Genomic DNA, 15,921 nt, shown 5'->3' with positions numbered 1-15,921 from the left:
CAAGTCGCACCGGGTTTTTTGTTGCCAGCAATCAGCGGATGTCGTGGATCCGCCGCCTGCCGTTGAACGCTTGCTTAAGCCCGTTGCAGCGCCAGCGCCACACCCTGACCGCCGCCGATGCACAGGGTCGCCAGACCCTTCTTGGCATCACGCTTGATCATTTCGTGCAGCAGCGTCACCAGCACACGGCAACCCGAGGCACCGATCGGGTGACCCAGTGCGATGGCGCCGCCGTTGACGTTGACCTTGTTCAGATCCCACTGCAGATCCTTGGCCACCGCCAGCGATTGCGCGGCGAAAGCTTCGTTGGCTTCGATCAGGTCGAGCTGATCGATGTTCCAGCCGGCCTTGTCGAGGCAGCGGCGGGTCGCCGACACCGGACCAATGCCCATGATCGCCGGATCGACACCGGCGTTGGCGTAAGCGGCGATGGTCGCCAGCACCGGCAGGCCGAGGGACTTGGCTTTCTCCGCGCTCATCAGGATCACGGCGGCGGCGCCATCGTTCAGCGACGAAGCATTCCCGGCAGTGACGCTGCCATCCTTCTTGAACGCCGGACGCAGTTTCGCCAACGATTCGGCGGTGGTGTCGCCGCGCGGTTGCTCGTCGACCTTGAACGCCACCGGGTCGCCTTTGCGCTGCGGGATCAGAATCGGGGTGATTTCATCGACAAAACGACCTGCCTCGATGGCGGCGGCGGCTTTCTGCTGAGAAGCGGCAGCGAAGGCGTCCTGCTGCTCGCGGCTGATCTCGTATTTGTCGACGAGGTTCTCGGCCGTGATGCCCATGTGGTAATCGTTGAACGCATCCCACAGACCATCGCTGATCATGGTGTCGACGATTTGCGCGTGGCCCATGCGCAGACCGGTGCGGGCACCCGGCATCACGTAGTTGGACAGGCTCATGTTTTCCTGGCCGCCGGCGATGATCACCTCAGCGTCGCCGCAACGGATTGCTTGCGCGCCGAGGTGCAGGGCCTTGAGGCCCGAACCGCAGACCTTGTTCAGGGTCATCGCCGGTACGGCGTACGGCAGGCCGGCCTTGATCGCGGCTTGACGCGCCGGGTTCTGGCCGGCGCCGGCGGTCAACACCTGGCCCATGATCACTTCATCGACCTGCGCACCGTCCAGACCGGTCTGCTCAAGCAACTGGCGGATCACCGCTGCGCCCAGATCCACTGCGGACACGCTGGCCAGGGAACCCTGGAAACTGCCGATCGCGGTACGCGTGGCGGCAACAATTACGACGTCTTGCATTTTCGAATTCCTCACTGGGCAGCGAACTGCATTTCCGGTACGTGATCCGGGACGATCAGTTTACCAGCGGTTTTGGCGACGATTTCCTCGACGCTGACGCCAGGTGCGCGTTCCTTGAGGACAAAAGCGCCATTTTCGATTTCCAGGTAGGCGAGGTCGGTCAGCACACGTTTGATGCAGCCGGCGCCGGTCAGCGGCAGGCTGCATTTGGCCAACAGTTTCGACTCACCGTCCTTCGAAGCGTGGGTCATGATGACGATGATGTTATCGGCGCCCGCCACCAGATCCATCGCGCCGCCCATGCCCTTGACCAGTTTGCCGGGGATCATCCACGAAGCGATGTTGCCTTCGACGTCGACTTCGAAGGCGCCGAGCACGGTCAGGTCGACATGACCACCGCGGATCATTGCGAAGGATTCGGCGGAGTTGAATATCGATGCGCCAGTGCGTGCAGTGACAGTCTGCTTGCCGGCGTTGATCATGTCGGCGTCGATGGTGTCTTCCGTCGGAAAAGGGCCCATGCCAAGCAGGCCGTTTTCCGATTGCAGCATGACTTCCATGCCTTCGGGAATGTAATTGGCGACCAGGGTCGGAATGCCGATGCCGAGGTTCACGTAGTAGCCGTCCTGCATTTCGCGGGCGACGCGCTGAGCCATTTGTTCGCGGGAAAGTGCCATGTTTTTATTCTCCGTCAGCCTGAATTATTTGCGGATGGTGCGCTGTTCGATGCGTTTTTCGAACGTGCCGCAAATGACCCGATCGACGTAGATGCCTGGGGTGTGGATCTGCGAGGGATCGAGTTCGCCGGGTTCGACGATTTCTTCGACTTCGACCACGGTGATCTTGCCGGCGGTGGCGGCCAGCGGGTTGAAGTTCTGCGCGGTGTGACGGTAGATGACGTTGCCGAAGTGGTCGGCTTTCCAGCCTTTGACGATGGCGAAGTCGCCGGTGATGGATTCTTCCATCAGGTATTTGCGCCCCTTGAACTCACGCACCTCCTTGCCTTCGGCAACCGGAGTGCCGACGCCAGTGGCGGTGAAGAAGGCCGGAATGCCGGCGCCGCCCGCGCGCATTTTTTCGGCGAGGGTGCCTTGCGGGGTCAGGATGACTTCGATTTCGCCTTTGAGCAGTTGCTCTTCGAACAGCTTGTTTTCGCCGACGTAGGAGGCGATGACTTTGCTGATCTGGCGGTCGGTGAGCAGCACGCCGAGGCCAAAGCCATCGACGCCGCAGTTGTTGGAAACCACGGTGAGGTCGCGGGTGCCTTTGCGTTTGATCTCGGCGATCAGGTTTTCCGGAATGCCGCACAGACCGAAGCCGCCGGCGATGACGGTCATGCCGTCCTCAAGCCCGGCCAGGGCTTCCTCATAGGAACTCACACGCTTGTCGAAACCTGCCATATGCACCTCTTTTATTATTTGCGGGCGGCTGGCTAGCCGAATGGTTGGAGTGTCTCGCTGGAAGATATATTTGTTAAGTTGATTTTTAAGGTTGATTGATAGATAAAACTCAACAATGACCGGAATTGATCGTCCTGAGGTTTGAGTATGACCATCAAACAGATTCGCGCCTTTCTTGCCGTGGCTCACAGCCTCAGCTTCGCCGTGGCTTGCGAGCGTCTGCACCTGTCGCAGTCGGCGCTTAGCTTGACGATCAAGGCGTTGGAGGAGGGTCTGGGCGGGCGCCTGTTCAGCCGCAATACACGCAACGTCGCGCTGACCCCGGAAGGCGAATCGCTGCTACCGCTGGCCCGGCGCCTGATCGCCGACTGGGACAACGCCGAGGACGAAATGCGCCAGCGCTTCAGCCTGCAGCGCGGGCGGGTGACGCTGGCGGCGATGCCCTCGTTTGCCGGCAACCTGCTGCCGCCGATCCTCAAGACCTTTCGCGCGCGCTATCCGAATGTGAATGTCACGGTCAACGACGTGATCAATGAGCAAGTGCTGGAGATGGTCCGTGATCGTCAGGTGGAATTGGGGGTGGCGTTCGAGCCGATGCAGAACACCTCGATGACCTTCACCCCTCTGTATATGGACCGCTTCGTCGCGGTGGTGCCGAAGGATTCGCCATTGGCCGCGCGCCGCGAGATTGCCTGGCAGGCGTTGTTGCAGGAGCCGTTCATCACGCTGCAGCGACCGTCGACGGTGCGGGTGATGCTCGAAGAACATTTGCAGGCCCGAGGCATGAAGCTGCCGGTGGAATTTGAAAGCCATCAACTGGCGACGGTCGGGCGGATGGTTGCCAGTGGGCTTGGGGTCAGCGCCGTGCCGGCGCTGTGCGCGCAGCAGATGCAGGAGTTGGGCGCACATTGCCTGACCTTGAACGACTCGGTCGAACGGGCGATCGGCGTGCTGACCGAGCCGGGCAATGAACTGTCGGCGGCGGCGCAGGCGTTGTTCGATATTCTCCAGGCGGAAGATCTGGGGCGACAGTGAGATCTACCCCCTCACCCCAGCCCTCTCCCCCAGGGGCGAGGGGGAAAGGGAGCTGATCGGGGGGTGTTCAGCTTGTCAGCTCGACTCAGCATTTTCAGGTCGCAGTATTCAGCCCAGACAACTCGGTCAGTCCCCTCTCCCTTGGGAGAGGGCCAGGGTGAGGGGCTTGGCTCCTGAGTCGAGCACAGAGTGCAGCAACTCACCGATCCAGCTCCCTGACCAACAGGGGCAACAGCTGTTCACACGACGCTTCAATCTTCAAATCCAGCAAATCATCCGCCCGTGTCTTGCCCAGATTGATCGCAATCAACGGTTTGCCGCGATCGGCAATCACCCGACACAGACGAAACGCCGAATACGCCATCAGCGAAGAACCCACCACCAACATCCCCGCCGCATGTTCCGCTGCCGCCATGGCTCGCGCCGCCGTGTGCGCCGCGACGTTCTCACCGAAAAACACCACATCCGGTTTCATCCGCTCCCCAGCGCAATGCGGGCAGTGCGGCACCTGAAATCGTGCCTCGAACGCCGGGTTGAGCAGCGTATCGCCATCGGGCGCCTGCACCGCGTCAACGCCGGCCAGATACGGATTGTGCATTTCCATCAGACGCTGAATCGCATCGCGCTCGCTGCGCTGGCCGCAATCCAGGCACAGCACGCGATGCAGGCTGCCGTGCAGTTCGATCACATCCTGACTGCCGGCCTGATCGTGCAGGGTATCGACGTTTTGCGTGATCAACGCGCTGATCCGCGCATGGCGCTGCAAACTGGCCAACGCTTCGTGCGCCGCATTCGGCTGCGCCTGGCGTACGCGTGGCCAGCCAAGCATCGCCCGCGCCCAGTAACGGCGGCGCGATTCGGGCGCGGCGAGGAATTCCTGATACATCATCGGCTGCCGCCCGCGGCGCACACCGGCGCTGTCGCGGTAATCGGGGATGCCCGACGGGGTGCTGATGCCGGCGCCGGTCAGCACGATGAAATCGCCATCTGCCATCACCTTGTGCAGGGTGTCGAGGTGGTTGCGGGTCGGGCTGTCGAGCATGCTCAGCGCTCCGGGGAAAGACGTTGCCAGCAGGTTAGCACGCGACCCGCGTGGGTTACTTGCGCGCCTCCAGAATCAGGTTGAACGGCGTCTGCGTCGCCCGACGGAATTGCTTGAATCCGGCTTCGGCAAACACTTTGCGCAGGCGCATTTCCCCCGCTTGCGCCCCGAGGCCAAGGCCGACTTCCTGTGACAGCGAGTTCGGCGTGCAAATGAATGTCGACGCCGCGTAGAACAGGCGCCCGACCGGGTTGATGTTGTCGTCCAGCGTGTCGTTGGCGAACGGTTCGACCAGCAACACCGTGCCGTCATCCTTGAGCGAGTCGTAGGCATGCCGCGCAGCACCCACCGGATCGCCCATGTCGTGCAGGCAGTCGAAATAGCAGATCAGGTCATAGTCATCGCCGGGGTAGCTCTTCGCCGTGCCCTGAAAGAACTTCGCCCGACTGCTGACACCGCCTTCTTCGGCGCGCTGGGTGGCGACGGTGATCGACGGCGCGTGGTAGTCGAAACCGACGAAACGCGAGTTGGGAAACGCCTGAGCCATGATCACCGTCGAGGCGCCGTGGCCGCAGCCGACGTCGGCGACCTTGGCGCCGTCCTCGAGCTTGGCCACTACGCCGTCCAGCGCCGGTAACCACTCGGCAATCAGATGGCCTTTGTAGCCGGGGCGAAAGAAGCGTTCGGTGCCGCTGAACATGCACGGATGGTGATCGCCCCAGGGCAGGGCGCCGTTGCCGCGCATGGCTTTGACCAGTTTGTCCTTGTCATGGAAAAACGACGCCACCACGCCCAACCCACCGGCGACGTACACCGGCGAATCCTCCACGGCCAGCGCGAGCGCCTGTTCCTCTGGCAAACGGAACTGGCCGTCGTGGTGTTCCATGTAGCCTGAAGCGGCGTGCGCGCTGAGCCATTCGCGCACCAGCCGCGAGTTGCAGCGGGTTTTCGCGGCGAGGGTTTCGGGGCTGATTGGCTGACTGTCGGCCATCGCCCGGTACAGCCCGAGTTCTTCGCCGACGATGACATTGGCCAGCATCGCCGCACCGCCCATGTCGTTGACCAGTTTGCCCATGAATTCGTTGAGCTTCGCCTCGTCCATCACGTGTGCTCCTGAAACAGGATCACAGTCCGGCGGCGTCGAAGGTCGAGGCGTGCACCACCGGGCGGTGGTCGCGGAAGTAGGCAGGGCACCGCAAACGTCCTGCGTCCCCCTCGACTGGGTAATAGATCAGTCTAGCCGGCTTTTTCCGGGCGACACCGGGCAATTGCAGGCGCACTTCTACAGTTGATCCGTGGTGCAGAAAGGCGGGTGTATCACTGTGTATCGTGGTGGTTGGCGGATACACGGGGCGGCAAATACCCGGTCAAGTGCACACAGCGGCGATACAGCCGGCGGTTCAACTGGAGAAAACCACCGCTGAGGTACACCGCCATGCAAACGCCTGTCCTATCACTGCAACCCAGCGTCGGACTCGGCCTGCGCCGGGGCCTGCTCAAAGACTTGCAAGCCGCCCCCTCGGGCGCTTTCGACTTTCTCGAAGTCGCCCCGGAAAACTGGATCGGTGTCGGCGGCGCCCACGGTGCAGCATTACGCGAACTGGCCGAGCGCTACCCGCTGACCTGCCACGGTCTGTCGTTGTCCCTCGGCGGATCGGCGCCGCTCGACGTCGGTTTTCTTCAGGAAGTGCGCGGCTTTCTCGACCATCACCACGTGCCGCTGTACAGCGAACACCTGAGCTACTGCAGCGACGACGGCCATCTCTACGATCTGCTGCCGTTGCCCTTCACCGAGGAGGCGGTGCACCACGTCGCCGCGCGGATCCGCCAGTCTCAGGACATTCTCGGGCGGCGTCTGGCAGTGGAAAACGTTTCTTACTATGCCGCGCCACGTCAGGACATGGACGAGGTGACGTTCACCAACGCGGTGCTGCACGAGGCTGATTGCGACTTGCTGCTCGACGTGAATAACGTCTACGTCAATTCGATCAACCACGGTTTTGATCCACAGCGGTTTCTCGCCGGGATCGAGCCGGGCAGGGTGGTCGGCATGCACGTGGCCGGGCATTTTGATGAGTCGGACACGTTGAAAATCGACACCCACGGCGCTTCGGTTAAACCCGTGGTCTGGTCGCTGTTGGCTGACGCTTTTGCTCGGTTCGGCGCGCAACCGACTTTGCTGGAGCGGGATTTCAACTTCCCGGCGTTTTGCGAACTGGTCGCCGAGTTGCAAACCATTCGCCAACTGCAACATCAGGAGGTGCGCCGTGGATAGCCTGCCACTGCAACAGCACGCGCTGACCGCTTATTTACGCGACCCCGACCATCAGCCTCTGCCAACCGACATGAACGCGGCGCGGGTCAATGTCTATCGGGACTTGGTGTTCAATAACGTTTCGGCGTTGTTAAGTCCGACCTTTCCGGTGTTGATCAGGATGATTGGCGATGCTCGCTGGCGTGCCTTGCTGCGCAGTTTTCTGCGCGACTACCGCGCGCAGACACCCAAGTTTGGCGAGATCGCTGAAGAGTTTGTCGGGTTTCTCGCCGCCGCGCCGGCGGTTTTGAATGACGGCGACTGGCCGGCGTTTCTGCTGGAGCTGGCACATTACGAATGGGTGGAGATGGTGCTGCAACAGTCCGCTGCCGAGCCCTTGCCACCGAGTGATCCGGCACTGTTGCTGGATCGGCCATTGCAGGTGTCGGCACTGGCGTGGCCGTTGGCGTATGCATGGCCGGTGCAGTTGCTGTCGCCGGATTGGCAACCCGCCGAGCCGCCAGCGCAGCCAACCTTGTTGCTGGTGCGGCGTACGGCGGATTTCAGTGTCCGCTTTGCTCAATTGAGCCCGTTGGCCTGGCGGTTGTTGCAGCGCATCGGCGAGTTGCCTTCCTTGACCGGGCGCGAACATCTGCAAGCGCTGGCGAGCGAGGCGGGCCAGCCCGGCAGCGCAGCATTCAGGGACAGTGGATTGGCGTTGTTGCAGCAAATGCACGAAGACGGGGTAGTGGGCCTGGAACCCTGAACGTCAGGAATTATAAAAACCTTGTGGGAGTGAGCCTGCTCGCGAAAGCGGTGTGCCAGTCAGCCAAACGGTCAACTGACACGACGCCTTCGCGAGCAAGCTCGCTCCCACAGGTTTTTCACAGCGTTCAGGCATGCAGGGGCAGTTTGAGTTCAGCGCAGAGCCCGCCGCCCTGGCGGTTGCTCAGGGTCAGCGAACCGCCCAGCGCCATCGCCAGTTGTTCGGCAATGGCCAGACCGAGCCCGGTGCCGCCGGTCTCGCGATTACGCGAGTTTTCCACCCGGTAAAACGGCTCCAGCACTTGCTTGAGTTCGGCCTCGGCGATGCCCGGGCCGCGATCCATGACGGTCAGCGAGAGGTTGCCCTTGTTCGCTTCGACCCAGACTTCGGCGGCGCCGGCAAACTTCAGCGCGTTATCGGTAAGGTTGACCAGCACACGACGCAAGGCATGCGGACGGGTGTCGATGACCACCTCGCTTTTGCCAACCAACTGCACATCCTTGCCCATGTCCTGATAGTCGAACACCAGGCTTTCGAGAAACGAATCCATGTTGGTGCGCCGACTTTCTTCGGTCGAGCCGTGGATGCTGCGGGCGTAGGCAACGCCTTCGCGCACCAGGTGTTCCATCTCGCCGAGGTCATTCCACAGCTTGTCCTTTTCCGCCGAATCGTCCATGAATTCGGCGCGCAGTTTCATCCGCGTGATCGGCGTTTGCAGGTCATGGGAAATGGCCGCGAGCAATTGCATGCGTTCTTTCAGGTAGGCGGCGATGCGTGCCTGCATCGCGTTGAAGGCGCGCGCGGCGTAGACCACTTCGGTCGGGCCTTGTTCGTCGAGGTGGATCGGGTGCGCATTGGGGTCGAGGGTTTCCACGGCGTCGGCGAGGCGGGTGAGGGGGCGGATGGCGATGCGCACCGCCAGCCAGGTGCAGGCGATCATCAGGACCAGTTGTCCCAGCAATACCGCCGGCAGCCACGGTGACAGCGGCACCATCGAGGGGCGCACATCGATGGTCACCGGGCTGCCGTCGCCGAGGCGTAAATGCCCCTGAAAATGTTTTTGCGCACCGGGAATGTCGGTAAAAGTCAGCGGATAGTTTTCGCCGAGTGCATCGGTGATCGAGGTCACGGCAATCGGTACATCGCCGGCCTTGATCGCCACCCCCGGTTCGCCCTCGCTCAGCAGATAGCCGTAGTTGGCCCGGGCCAGCCGTTGCAGCCAGGCCGGGCGTTCCTCGGCGGGCAAGCGGTCGAGAATCGCAATCGAGGTCGACACATCGGTTTCGAGATTGCCGAGCATGGTGTTTTTCGCGCTTTGGTAACGCTCGTAATACTGCGCGCCGAACGACAATGCCTGGGCCAGAATCAGCCCGATCAGAAAGATCAGCGACAGGCGCGAAGCGAGGGTGCGTGGCCAATGCAGACTGCGGCTCATGCCGGCGCACCGAGGATTTCGACCGGCAGTGAGAATACATAGCCTTCGCTGCGCACGGTTTTGATGTAGGCCGGCTCGCGCGCGTCATCCAGCAAGCGCTGGCGCAGACGGCTGACCAGCAAATCGATCGAGCGGTCGAACAGGTCGGCGTCACGGCCCTGGGTCAGGTTGAGCAGTTGGTCGCGGCTGAGCACCCGCTGCGGGTGGTCGAGAAATACTCGCAACAAACGGTATTCGGCGCCGCTGAGGGCGACCATGGTGCCGTCCTTGTCCAGCAAGTGGCGGGCCGAGGTGTCGAGTTGCCAGCGACCGAAAGCCAGCAGCCGACCGGCTTCGGTGACCACCAGGTTGGGCGGCAGCATACGCGTGCGGCGCAGCACGGCGTTGATCCGTGCGAGCAGCTCGCGGGCGGCGAAGGGTTTGGTCAGGTAATCGTCTGCGCCCATTTCCAGGCCGATGATACGGTCGGTTTCATCGTTGCGCGCGGTCAGCATCAGCACTGGCGTGGCCTTGTGTTTGCCCACCCGCAGTTCGCGGCACAGCTGCAGGCCATCGTCGCCGGGCATCATGATGTCGAGCACGATCAGGTCGACCGTGTTGGCGTCGAGAAAGCTGCGCATTTGCCGGCCATCGGCGACCACGGTGGTGCGCAGACCGTTTTTCTTCAGGTAATTGCCTACCAGTTCACGGATCTCGCGGTCGTCGTCGACGATGAGAATGTGATCGACATGGTCCATCGGTTAAAACCTCTAGCAAAGGGGAATGCCGTGCAGTCTATCGAGCCTGCAACGGCCCGCCTGCCTGCCTTTGTATTGCAGTGTATCTGCCGTGTCGACGGATACACGGGGACGCAAAAACGCACTGTTTGCCGACACATCCGCGATACCTCACGAGCTTCAAATAGGTTCCATCGAGGCCCACACCGATCGCCTCGGCCCAAACCCATTGCAGCCTTGAGGACACCGACACCATCATGATCAGCAAAACCGCCATCGCCTTCTCCCTGGCCGGTGTCGCCGCCCATGCCAACGCTGCGGTTGAACAGCATAGCTGTCACAGCAGCAACTGCTTTCAACTGACGCCGCTTGCCAAATCAGACGCTGACGGTTTGCTCGCCGCCGACGGCTCCAGTCGCACGCCGCAGAGCCATCGGCTGGACCGCCAGAGCGTCTGACTTCCTGCAAATAACGCTGTGGTGAAGGGATTAATTCCCTCACCACAGGGGTTCATATTCATTCAGGGTGATCCACATGTATTTAATCGCTTTCCTCGGCGGTCTGTTGACTGTCCTCAGCCCGTGTATTTTGCCGGTGGTGCCGTTTTTGTTCGCCGGCGCCAACCGCCAACGCACCTCGATTTTGCTGACCCTTGGCGGCATGGCGCTGACGTTCGCGCTGATTTCCAGCCTGGCCGTGGTCAGCAGTGAATGGGTGATTCAGGCCAGCAACAGCGGGCGACACATTGCGCTGGTGGTGATGGTCTTGTTCGCGCTGTCGCTGATTTTCGCGCGTGTCGGTGACTGGTTGACTCGGCCGTTGGTACTGCTCGGTAATCGCCTCGATGCAAACACCCGCAAAAGCGCCGGGCCGCTGGCTTCGATCATGCTCGGTGTCGCCACCGGCCTGTTGTGGGCGCCGTGTGCCGGGCCGATCCTCGGCGTGATTCTGACCGGAGCGATGTTGCAAGGCGCCAATGCCCACACCAGTTTGCTGCTCCTGGCGTACGGTGCCGGCAGTGCGTTGTCGCTGGGGACTTTGATCTTTGCCGGGCGTGGGCTGGTCAATCGGCTGAAACCGTCGATTCCGTTCACCGGTTGGTTTCGACGCGGCGCCGGTGTTGCGGTACTCGCCGCTGCGGCGCTGATTTCCACCGGTGTCGACAAGACGCTGCTCGCCGGGACGTCTTCCGAAGGCATCGCCACCGTCGAGAAGAGCGTGCTGGAACACGTGCCGAAAGTGATCGACTACTTCGTCAGTAAAGTCCGCGCCGATTCGATGCCGGAGCAAAACCAGGGCGCGATGCCGTCGCTGTCCGGCGCCGTGCAATGGCTGAATTCCCCTGAGCTGAGCGCCGAATCCCTGCGCGGCAAAGTGGTGCTGGTGGATTTCTGGACCTACGACTGCATCAACTGCCAGCACACGCTGCCCTACGTCAAAGACTGGGCGCAGAAATACCAGAAGGACGGCTTGGTGGTGATCGGCGTGCATACCCCGGAATACGGCTACGAGCGGATCATCGACAACGTCAGGGATCAGGTGCAAAAGCTCGGCATCACCTACCCGGTGGCCATCGACAACAACTATGCGATCTGGCGCCACTTCGACAATCAATATTGGCCGGCGCATTACCTGATCGACGCCAAGGGGCAGGTGCGTTACAGCCACTTCGGCGAAGGTCTTTACGAAGCGCAGGAGCAGATGATTCGTCAGTTACTGGAGGAAGCCAAGGCTCCGGCCGCATGACGCACCATGCGCTGTTGCACCGGTTTAACAGATCCGCACCACTCATCGGCAAAGCGGCCGTTTTGCCGGGCTGCCGGACGATTGGCAGGGACGGCGCGCGGTGTCGGCGCGATAGTGGGCGAGCAGGGCCACTGCCGGTCTTGCGACATAACAAGAACGCGAGGTTGCCATGCCGAAATTCGTGATTGAACGCGAGATTGCAGGAGCCGGAAAGCTGTCGGAGCAAGAACTCAAAGCCGTGTCGCAAACGTCCTGCCAGGCCTTGCGCGAACTCGGTCCGCACGTGCAGTGGCTGCAGAGCTACGTCACTGCCGACAAGATCTACTGCGTGTACATCGCGCCCGATGAGGCGCAAGTGCGCGAGCACGCCAGGCTCGGTGGATTCCCGGCCAACAGCGTGGCGCGGGTGGTGACGGTCATCGACCCGACCACGGCCGAATGATGCCGGATTCAAACTTTGGTGGAGTTCGCCTGCATGAGTACACCGATTGATCTGACTGCCTTGAAGGAACGCCAGAAAGTCGCCTGGGCCAGTGGCGACTACGCCGTGATCGGCACGACGTTGCAGATCGTCGGCGAAAACCTCGCCGAAGCCTGCGACCTGCGCTGCGATGAGGAGGTGCTGGATGTCGCCGCCGGCAATGGCAATGCGACGCTGGCCGCGGCGCGGCGTGGCTGTCGGGTGATGTCGACCGATTATGTCGCCGCGTTGCTTGAGCGCGGACAGGATCGCGCCCGCGCCGAGCATCTGGAGGTCACGTTTGAAGTGGCTGATGCCGAGGCATTGCCGTTCGCTGACGACAGTTTTGCCGCCGTGTTGTCGACCTTTGGCGTGATGTTTGCGCCGGATCAGGACAAGGCTGCCGCCGAACTGGCGCGTGTCTGCCGCCGGGGTGGGCGGATCGGTTTGGCTAACTGGACGCCGGAAGGTTTTGTCGGCCAGATGTTCAAGACGCTGGGCCGGCATCTGCCGCCTCCGCCCGTGGCTCAGCCACCCTCGAACTGGGGCACGGAAGCGTGGCTGCATGAGCATTTCGATGATCGCGACTTTGTCGTGCAGGTGACCCGTCGCGAATTCAATTTCCGTTATCGCTCGGCCGCGCACTTCATCGATATTTTTCGGCATTGGTACGGGCCGGTGCACAAGGCCTTCGCGGCATTGCCGCCGGAGAGCGGTCAGGCGCTGGAAAGTGACCTGACGGATCTGCTCAATCGCTCGAATCGCGCCGGGAAGGGTTCGCTGGTGGTGCCGAGTGAGTATCTGGAGGTGGTGATCAGCAAACGCTAGGCAGAGACAAATCTTTCACCTCATTGCATAACCCTGTGGGAGCGAGCTTGCTCGCGAAGGCGGCCTGTCAGTCGATAAATAATTCGGCTGATACACCGCTTTCGCGAGCAGGCTCGCTCCCACAATGATTGAGGCGAGGCATCAAGGCCTATTTCAAGTGGGCCCGATCAAACCATTCCAGTGCCGTGCGCCAGATGCAGATCCCCAGAAAATACGCCGACATCAGCAGCCACAAGCTCATCACCATCGGGTTGATCACCGGGTGGTTGAGCACCAGCGACAAACTGCACAGCAGCCAGATCGCCGTCACCGCAATGTTGATCGGCATAAAGCGGCGCACGCGGAACGGGTGGAGGAATTTCATCCGCGTCACCGTCAGCAACGCCAGACCGATGACCGTGAGGAAAGTGATCCACGGCCCTGGTCCGATGATGTACAGACACAGCGCAACGACGTTCCAGGCCGCGGGAAAACCGACGAAATAGTTGTCCTTGCTCTTCATGTTGACGTTGCAGAAGCAGAACAGCGACGACACCAGAATCAGCGACACCGTCAGCAGCAAGGTGTAGTCAGGCAACGGAATGTAGCGGTAGATGAACAGCGCCGGAATAAACACATACGTCAGGTAATCGATCACCAGATCGAGGATCGAACCGTCGAAACTCGGCAGCACCGATTGCACATTGACCTTGCGCGCCAGTGCACCGTCGAGGCCGTCGACGATCAGCGCCACGCCCAGCCACATCAGGCAGTGGGTCGGCTGGTTTTCCAGGAGGGCGAGGGTGGCGAGAAAAGCGGTGACCACGCCGGTCGCGGTAAAACCATGGGCGCCCCATGCTTTGAGCCTGGCGATGTGTACGGTCGATATCACGGGGGCGTTCTCCAGAAAGTGAAGCAAGCCGGGTATCACCCTTGAATAGAAGGGCGCCGGCAAACCGGGTCGGGGTTGCAGCTATCGACCGGTCAGGCCGGGATAAGGTTCACCATCCTTGAATCTTAGCTGGCCACTGGAAAATACGCAGGCCAGAATCATCCGCGTATCGAATGTCAGCCAAACGGTGCTGGCGCTGCGGCTGCAGGGGGCTATCGTTGCCAGACGCAGTCACTGCCTATGCCTGAGGATGACGTCATGAACACCAGCGATTTACTCGAACAACTGCTGCGAGGCCAAGCCTCGGCGGGACAACAACGTGGCGCCACGACCGGTGACGGTCTGGGTGGTCTGGGTGGATTACTCGGCGGTCTGCTCGGTGGCGGCGGGCAGTCCAGTGCGGGTGGTGCGGGCTCGTCCGGTGGGCTGGGTGGGCTCGGCGGTTTGCTCGGTGGCTTGTTGGGCGGTGGCGCTGGCGGCGGATTAGGCGGCGCACTGGGCGGTGCGCTGGGTGGCGGCACGCAAAGTCGCTCCGGCGGCACCAACTATGCGGCGCTGGCTTCGCTGGGGATGATGGCGTATCAGGCGTATCAAGCCTGGCAACGCAGCCAGGCCAGTGCAGCACCGCAACAGATCCCGCAAACGGCCAATCTGTTGGCGGGACCGGAAGTTGAAGAGCACAGTCACGCGGTGTTACGTGCCTTGATCGCCGCGGCCAAGGCTGACGGCGAAATCGACGCCCGCGAACAACAGATGATCAATGAAGAAATCAGCAAGCACACCGATGATCAACAATTGCAGCAATGGTTTGACGCCGAAGTCTCGAAACCGCTGGATGCGAACGAGGTCGCGCAGGCGGCCAATGGTAATCCGGCCATGGCCGCTGAAATGTATTTGGTCAGCGTGATCCTGGTGGATGATCAGCAGGACGCCGAGCGCAGTTATCTGGATGAACTGGCAGCAGCGCTGCAGATCGATCCGGATTTGCAGGTGCATCTGGAGCGGCAAGCCAAGGGCCAGGCATAGCAACGCCCACACTGGTGGTGGTTGTTACCGGATACGTCCTACGTAATTAAGGGAAGTGGCCGACTGCGGCTATCCGTGGAGCCAAGCAAAGTCCTGTGTCTTAACCAGACACAGGGAAATGTGGATGCTCACGGTCGGCACGTCAGCCGCTTGCAGATTCGAAATCAAGGGTGTTTTCCAGCCATATCAACTGCCCGGATTCCGGGGCAGGAGGGTGCGCTGGCCAACTGATCCGGTTCAACAACCTCCTGCCCTGCATTTCACTTGCGGCTCGCACTGTCTGATGGGCGAGGCGGCGCTGTGAGTGATTTAAGTGCATTTCCCGAGGGTTTGCCTTGGGGCGAGCAGCAGGCCTTTTTGTTGCTGGACGGTGCGACGATCAGCGATCTGCCGCTGCGGTTGAAACAGCTCAACCCGACGGCCAGCACGCTTGCGCTCTACGACCAACCACCGTTTTCGGCATTGCGCGATGTCTCGCCATTGTTGGTGGCGATCGAGCTACCGGACGATCCGTTGGCGCAGTTCTATCTGCATAACGCTCAGGAGGAGTGGGGCGTCCTGTTGTTCAGTGCTGCGCCGCTGCACGGCGTCGCCGAACACCTGCGCAAACTGATCAGCGTCGAGTTGCCGAGCGGCCCGGCAGTGCTGTTGCGTCTGGCACAACGCTGGGGCGTACTTGATCAGTTGGAAACTCAAGCATCTGCCCTCGGCCTCGGCGGTCCCTCTGCGTTGTTTTATTACGCCAACGTCGTGTTCTGGCTCGGTAGCCGCGAGTTCGAACAGCATCCGCAAATCCATCACTTGCTCCACACGCCCTCGCTGCAATCACCCGGCGAGCGCGTCGCGCTGGCTGCGGCTCTGGCGCACCAGTGGGCATCTGAACGAGGCCCATCATGAACCACCCCGCCAACTTAGCCGCTGCCGCCGCGTCCAAAACCCCCATCGGTTCTCCCGGCGCCTGCCCATTGCGGCAAACCCATGTGCAACTGTTGCCCTTGGCTTATGGCCTGGTGGAACGACCTCACGACCCGGTCGCCGAATTGACGTTGCCGTATGCGCTGACGGCGCGGCCATTGGGCATACGCC

At 61.5% G+C, this 15,921-nt stretch carries 18 protein-coding genes; 10 read left to right on the top strand and 8 right to left on the bottom strand.

Annotation, left to right across the window (positions count from 1 at the left end; translation table 11 throughout):
* Window positions 1-74: 74 nt before the first annotated feature.
* Genes WA225_RS24470 through WA225_RS24460 form a run of 3 tightly spaced genes read right to left on the bottom strand, consistent with a single transcriptional unit; the run spans window position 75 to window position 2,656 of the window.
* Entirely contained in the window at window positions 75-1,256 is a 1,182-nt protein-coding gene (locus WA225_RS24470; RefSeq protein WP_422609985.1) for an acetyl-CoA C-acetyltransferase, read from the bottom strand.
* Between the two features lie 11 nt (window positions 1,257-1,267).
* Entirely contained in the window at window positions 1,268-1,933 is a 666-nt protein-coding gene (locus WA225_RS24465; protein ID WP_422609984.1) for a CoA transferase subunit B, read from the bottom strand.
* Between the two features lie 24 nt (window positions 1,934-1,957).
* Window positions 1,958-2,656, bottom strand: a complete 699-nt coding sequence (locus WA225_RS24460; protein ID WP_103306907.1) for a CoA transferase subunit A — start codon at window positions 2,654-2,656, stop codon at window positions 1,958-1,960.
* 147 nt (window positions 2,657-2,803) lie between these two features.
* Between WA225_RS24460 and WA225_RS24455 the strand changes: the two genes are divergently transcribed.
* Entirely contained in the window at window positions 2,804-3,691 is an 888-nt protein-coding gene (locus WA225_RS24455; protein WP_422609983.1) for a LysR substrate-binding domain-containing protein, read from the top strand.
* Window positions 3,692-3,890: 199 nt separating this feature from the next.
* Here the strand turns inward: WA225_RS24455 and WA225_RS24450 are convergent, their stop codons facing one another.
* Together WA225_RS24450 and WA225_RS24445 are read right to left on the bottom strand one after the other, a co-directional pair.
* Window positions 3,891-4,733: an NAD-dependent protein deacetylase gene (locus WA225_RS24450; RefSeq protein ID WP_422609982.1), complete on the bottom strand. Its 843-nt coding sequence runs from the start codon at window positions 4,731-4,733 to the stop codon at window positions 3,891-3,893.
* Between the two features lie 55 nt (window positions 4,734-4,788).
* Window positions 4,789-5,835, bottom strand: a complete 1,047-nt coding sequence (locus WA225_RS24445) for a class I SAM-dependent methyltransferase (protein ID WP_422609981.1) — start codon at window positions 5,833-5,835, stop codon at window positions 4,789-4,791.
* A 333-nt stretch (window positions 5,836-6,168) separates the two neighbouring features.
* On the opposite strand from WA225_RS24445, the gene WA225_RS24440 reads away from it, so the two are divergent.
* On the top strand, window positions 6,169-7,008 hold the full coding sequence (locus WA225_RS24440; protein WP_422609980.1) for a DUF692 domain-containing protein: 840 nt from the start codon (window positions 6,169-6,171) through the stop codon (window positions 7,006-7,008).
* Window positions 7,001-7,753, top strand: coding sequence for a DNA-binding domain-containing protein (locus WA225_RS24435; RefSeq protein WP_422609979.1), 753 nt, complete (start codon window positions 7,001-7,003; stop codon window positions 7,751-7,753). Before WA225_RS24440 ends, WA225_RS24435 begins: the two co-directional genes overlap by 8 nt.
* Window positions 7,754-7,880: 127 nt before the next feature.
* Here the strand turns inward: WA225_RS24435 and WA225_RS24430 are convergent, their stop codons facing one another.
* Together WA225_RS24430 and WA225_RS24425 are read right to left on the bottom strand one after the other, a co-directional pair.
* Window positions 7,881-9,188, bottom strand: a complete 1,308-nt coding sequence (locus WA225_RS24430; RefSeq protein WP_422609978.1) for an ATP-binding protein — start codon at window positions 9,186-9,188, stop codon at window positions 7,881-7,883.
* The gene (locus tag WA225_RS24425) at window positions 9,185-9,925 is read right to left on the bottom strand and encodes a response regulator (protein WP_064120018.1); all 741 of its coding nucleotides are present in this window, start codon (window positions 9,923-9,925) and stop codon (window positions 9,185-9,187) included. Before WA225_RS24425 ends, WA225_RS24430 begins: the two co-directional genes overlap by 4 nt.
* Before the next feature lie 236 nt (window positions 9,926-10,161).
* Here WA225_RS24425 and WA225_RS24420 point away from each other — a divergent pair, with 236 nt between their 5' ends.
* The 4 genes from WA225_RS24420 (at window position 10,162) to WA225_RS24405 (ending at window position 12,938) form a co-directional block, all read left to right on the top strand.
* Window positions 10,162-10,362: a hypothetical protein gene (locus WA225_RS24420; RefSeq protein WP_422609977.1), complete on the top strand. Its 201-nt coding sequence runs from the start codon at window positions 10,162-10,164 to the stop codon at window positions 10,360-10,362.
* A gap of 76 nt (window positions 10,363-10,438) precedes the next feature.
* Window positions 10,439-11,650: a cytochrome c biogenesis protein DipZ gene (locus WA225_RS24415; protein WP_422609976.1), complete on the top strand. Its 1,212-nt coding sequence runs from the start codon at window positions 10,439-10,441 to the stop codon at window positions 11,648-11,650.
* 169 nt (window positions 11,651-11,819) lie between these two features.
* Entirely contained in the window at window positions 11,820-12,092 is a 273-nt protein-coding gene (locus tag WA225_RS24410) for a DUF4242 domain-containing protein (RefSeq protein ID WP_422609975.1), read from the top strand.
* Window positions 12,093-12,125: 33 nt separating this feature from the next.
* Entirely contained in the window at window positions 12,126-12,938 is an 813-nt protein-coding gene (locus WA225_RS24405) for a class I SAM-dependent methyltransferase (RefSeq protein WP_422609974.1), read from the top strand.
* A gap of 148 nt (window positions 12,939-13,086) precedes the next feature.
* On the opposite strand, the gene pcsA is transcribed toward WA225_RS24405, so the two are convergent.
* On the bottom strand, window positions 13,087-13,809 hold the full coding sequence (gene pcsA, locus WA225_RS24400) for a phosphatidylcholine synthase (RefSeq protein ID WP_422609973.1): 723 nt from the start codon (window positions 13,807-13,809) through the stop codon (window positions 13,087-13,089).
* Between the two features lie 258 nt (window positions 13,810-14,067).
* Here pcsA and WA225_RS24395 point away from each other — a divergent pair, with 258 nt between their 5' ends.
* From WA225_RS24395 to WA225_RS24385, 3 genes are all read left to right on the top strand, one after another.
* Window positions 14,068-14,835 carry a tellurite resistance TerB family protein gene (locus WA225_RS24395; RefSeq protein WP_422609972.1) on the top strand — a complete coding sequence of 256 codons (768 nt, stop codon included), beginning with the start codon at window positions 14,068-14,070 and terminating at the stop codon, window positions 14,833-14,835.
* A gap of 300 nt (window positions 14,836-15,135) precedes the next feature.
* Window positions 15,136-15,732 carry a DUF4123 domain-containing protein gene (locus WA225_RS24390; RefSeq protein ID WP_422609971.1) on the top strand — a complete coding sequence of 199 codons (597 nt, stop codon included), beginning with the start codon at window positions 15,136-15,138 and terminating at the stop codon, window positions 15,730-15,732.
* The coding region (locus WA225_RS24385; protein ID WP_422609970.1) for a hypothetical protein at window positions 15,729-15,921 on the top strand (193 nt) is incomplete at its 3' end. The genes WA225_RS24390 and WA225_RS24385, both read left to right, overlap by 4 nt.

Origin of the sequence: Pseudomonas sp., assembly GCF_049300855.1 — a bacterium.
GTDB lineage: Bacteria > Pseudomonadota > Gammaproteobacteria > Pseudomonadales > Pseudomonadaceae > Aquipseudomonas.
Note: the sequence above shows the minus strand (reverse complement) of the source record. Positions and strands in the feature narration are given on the sequence as shown.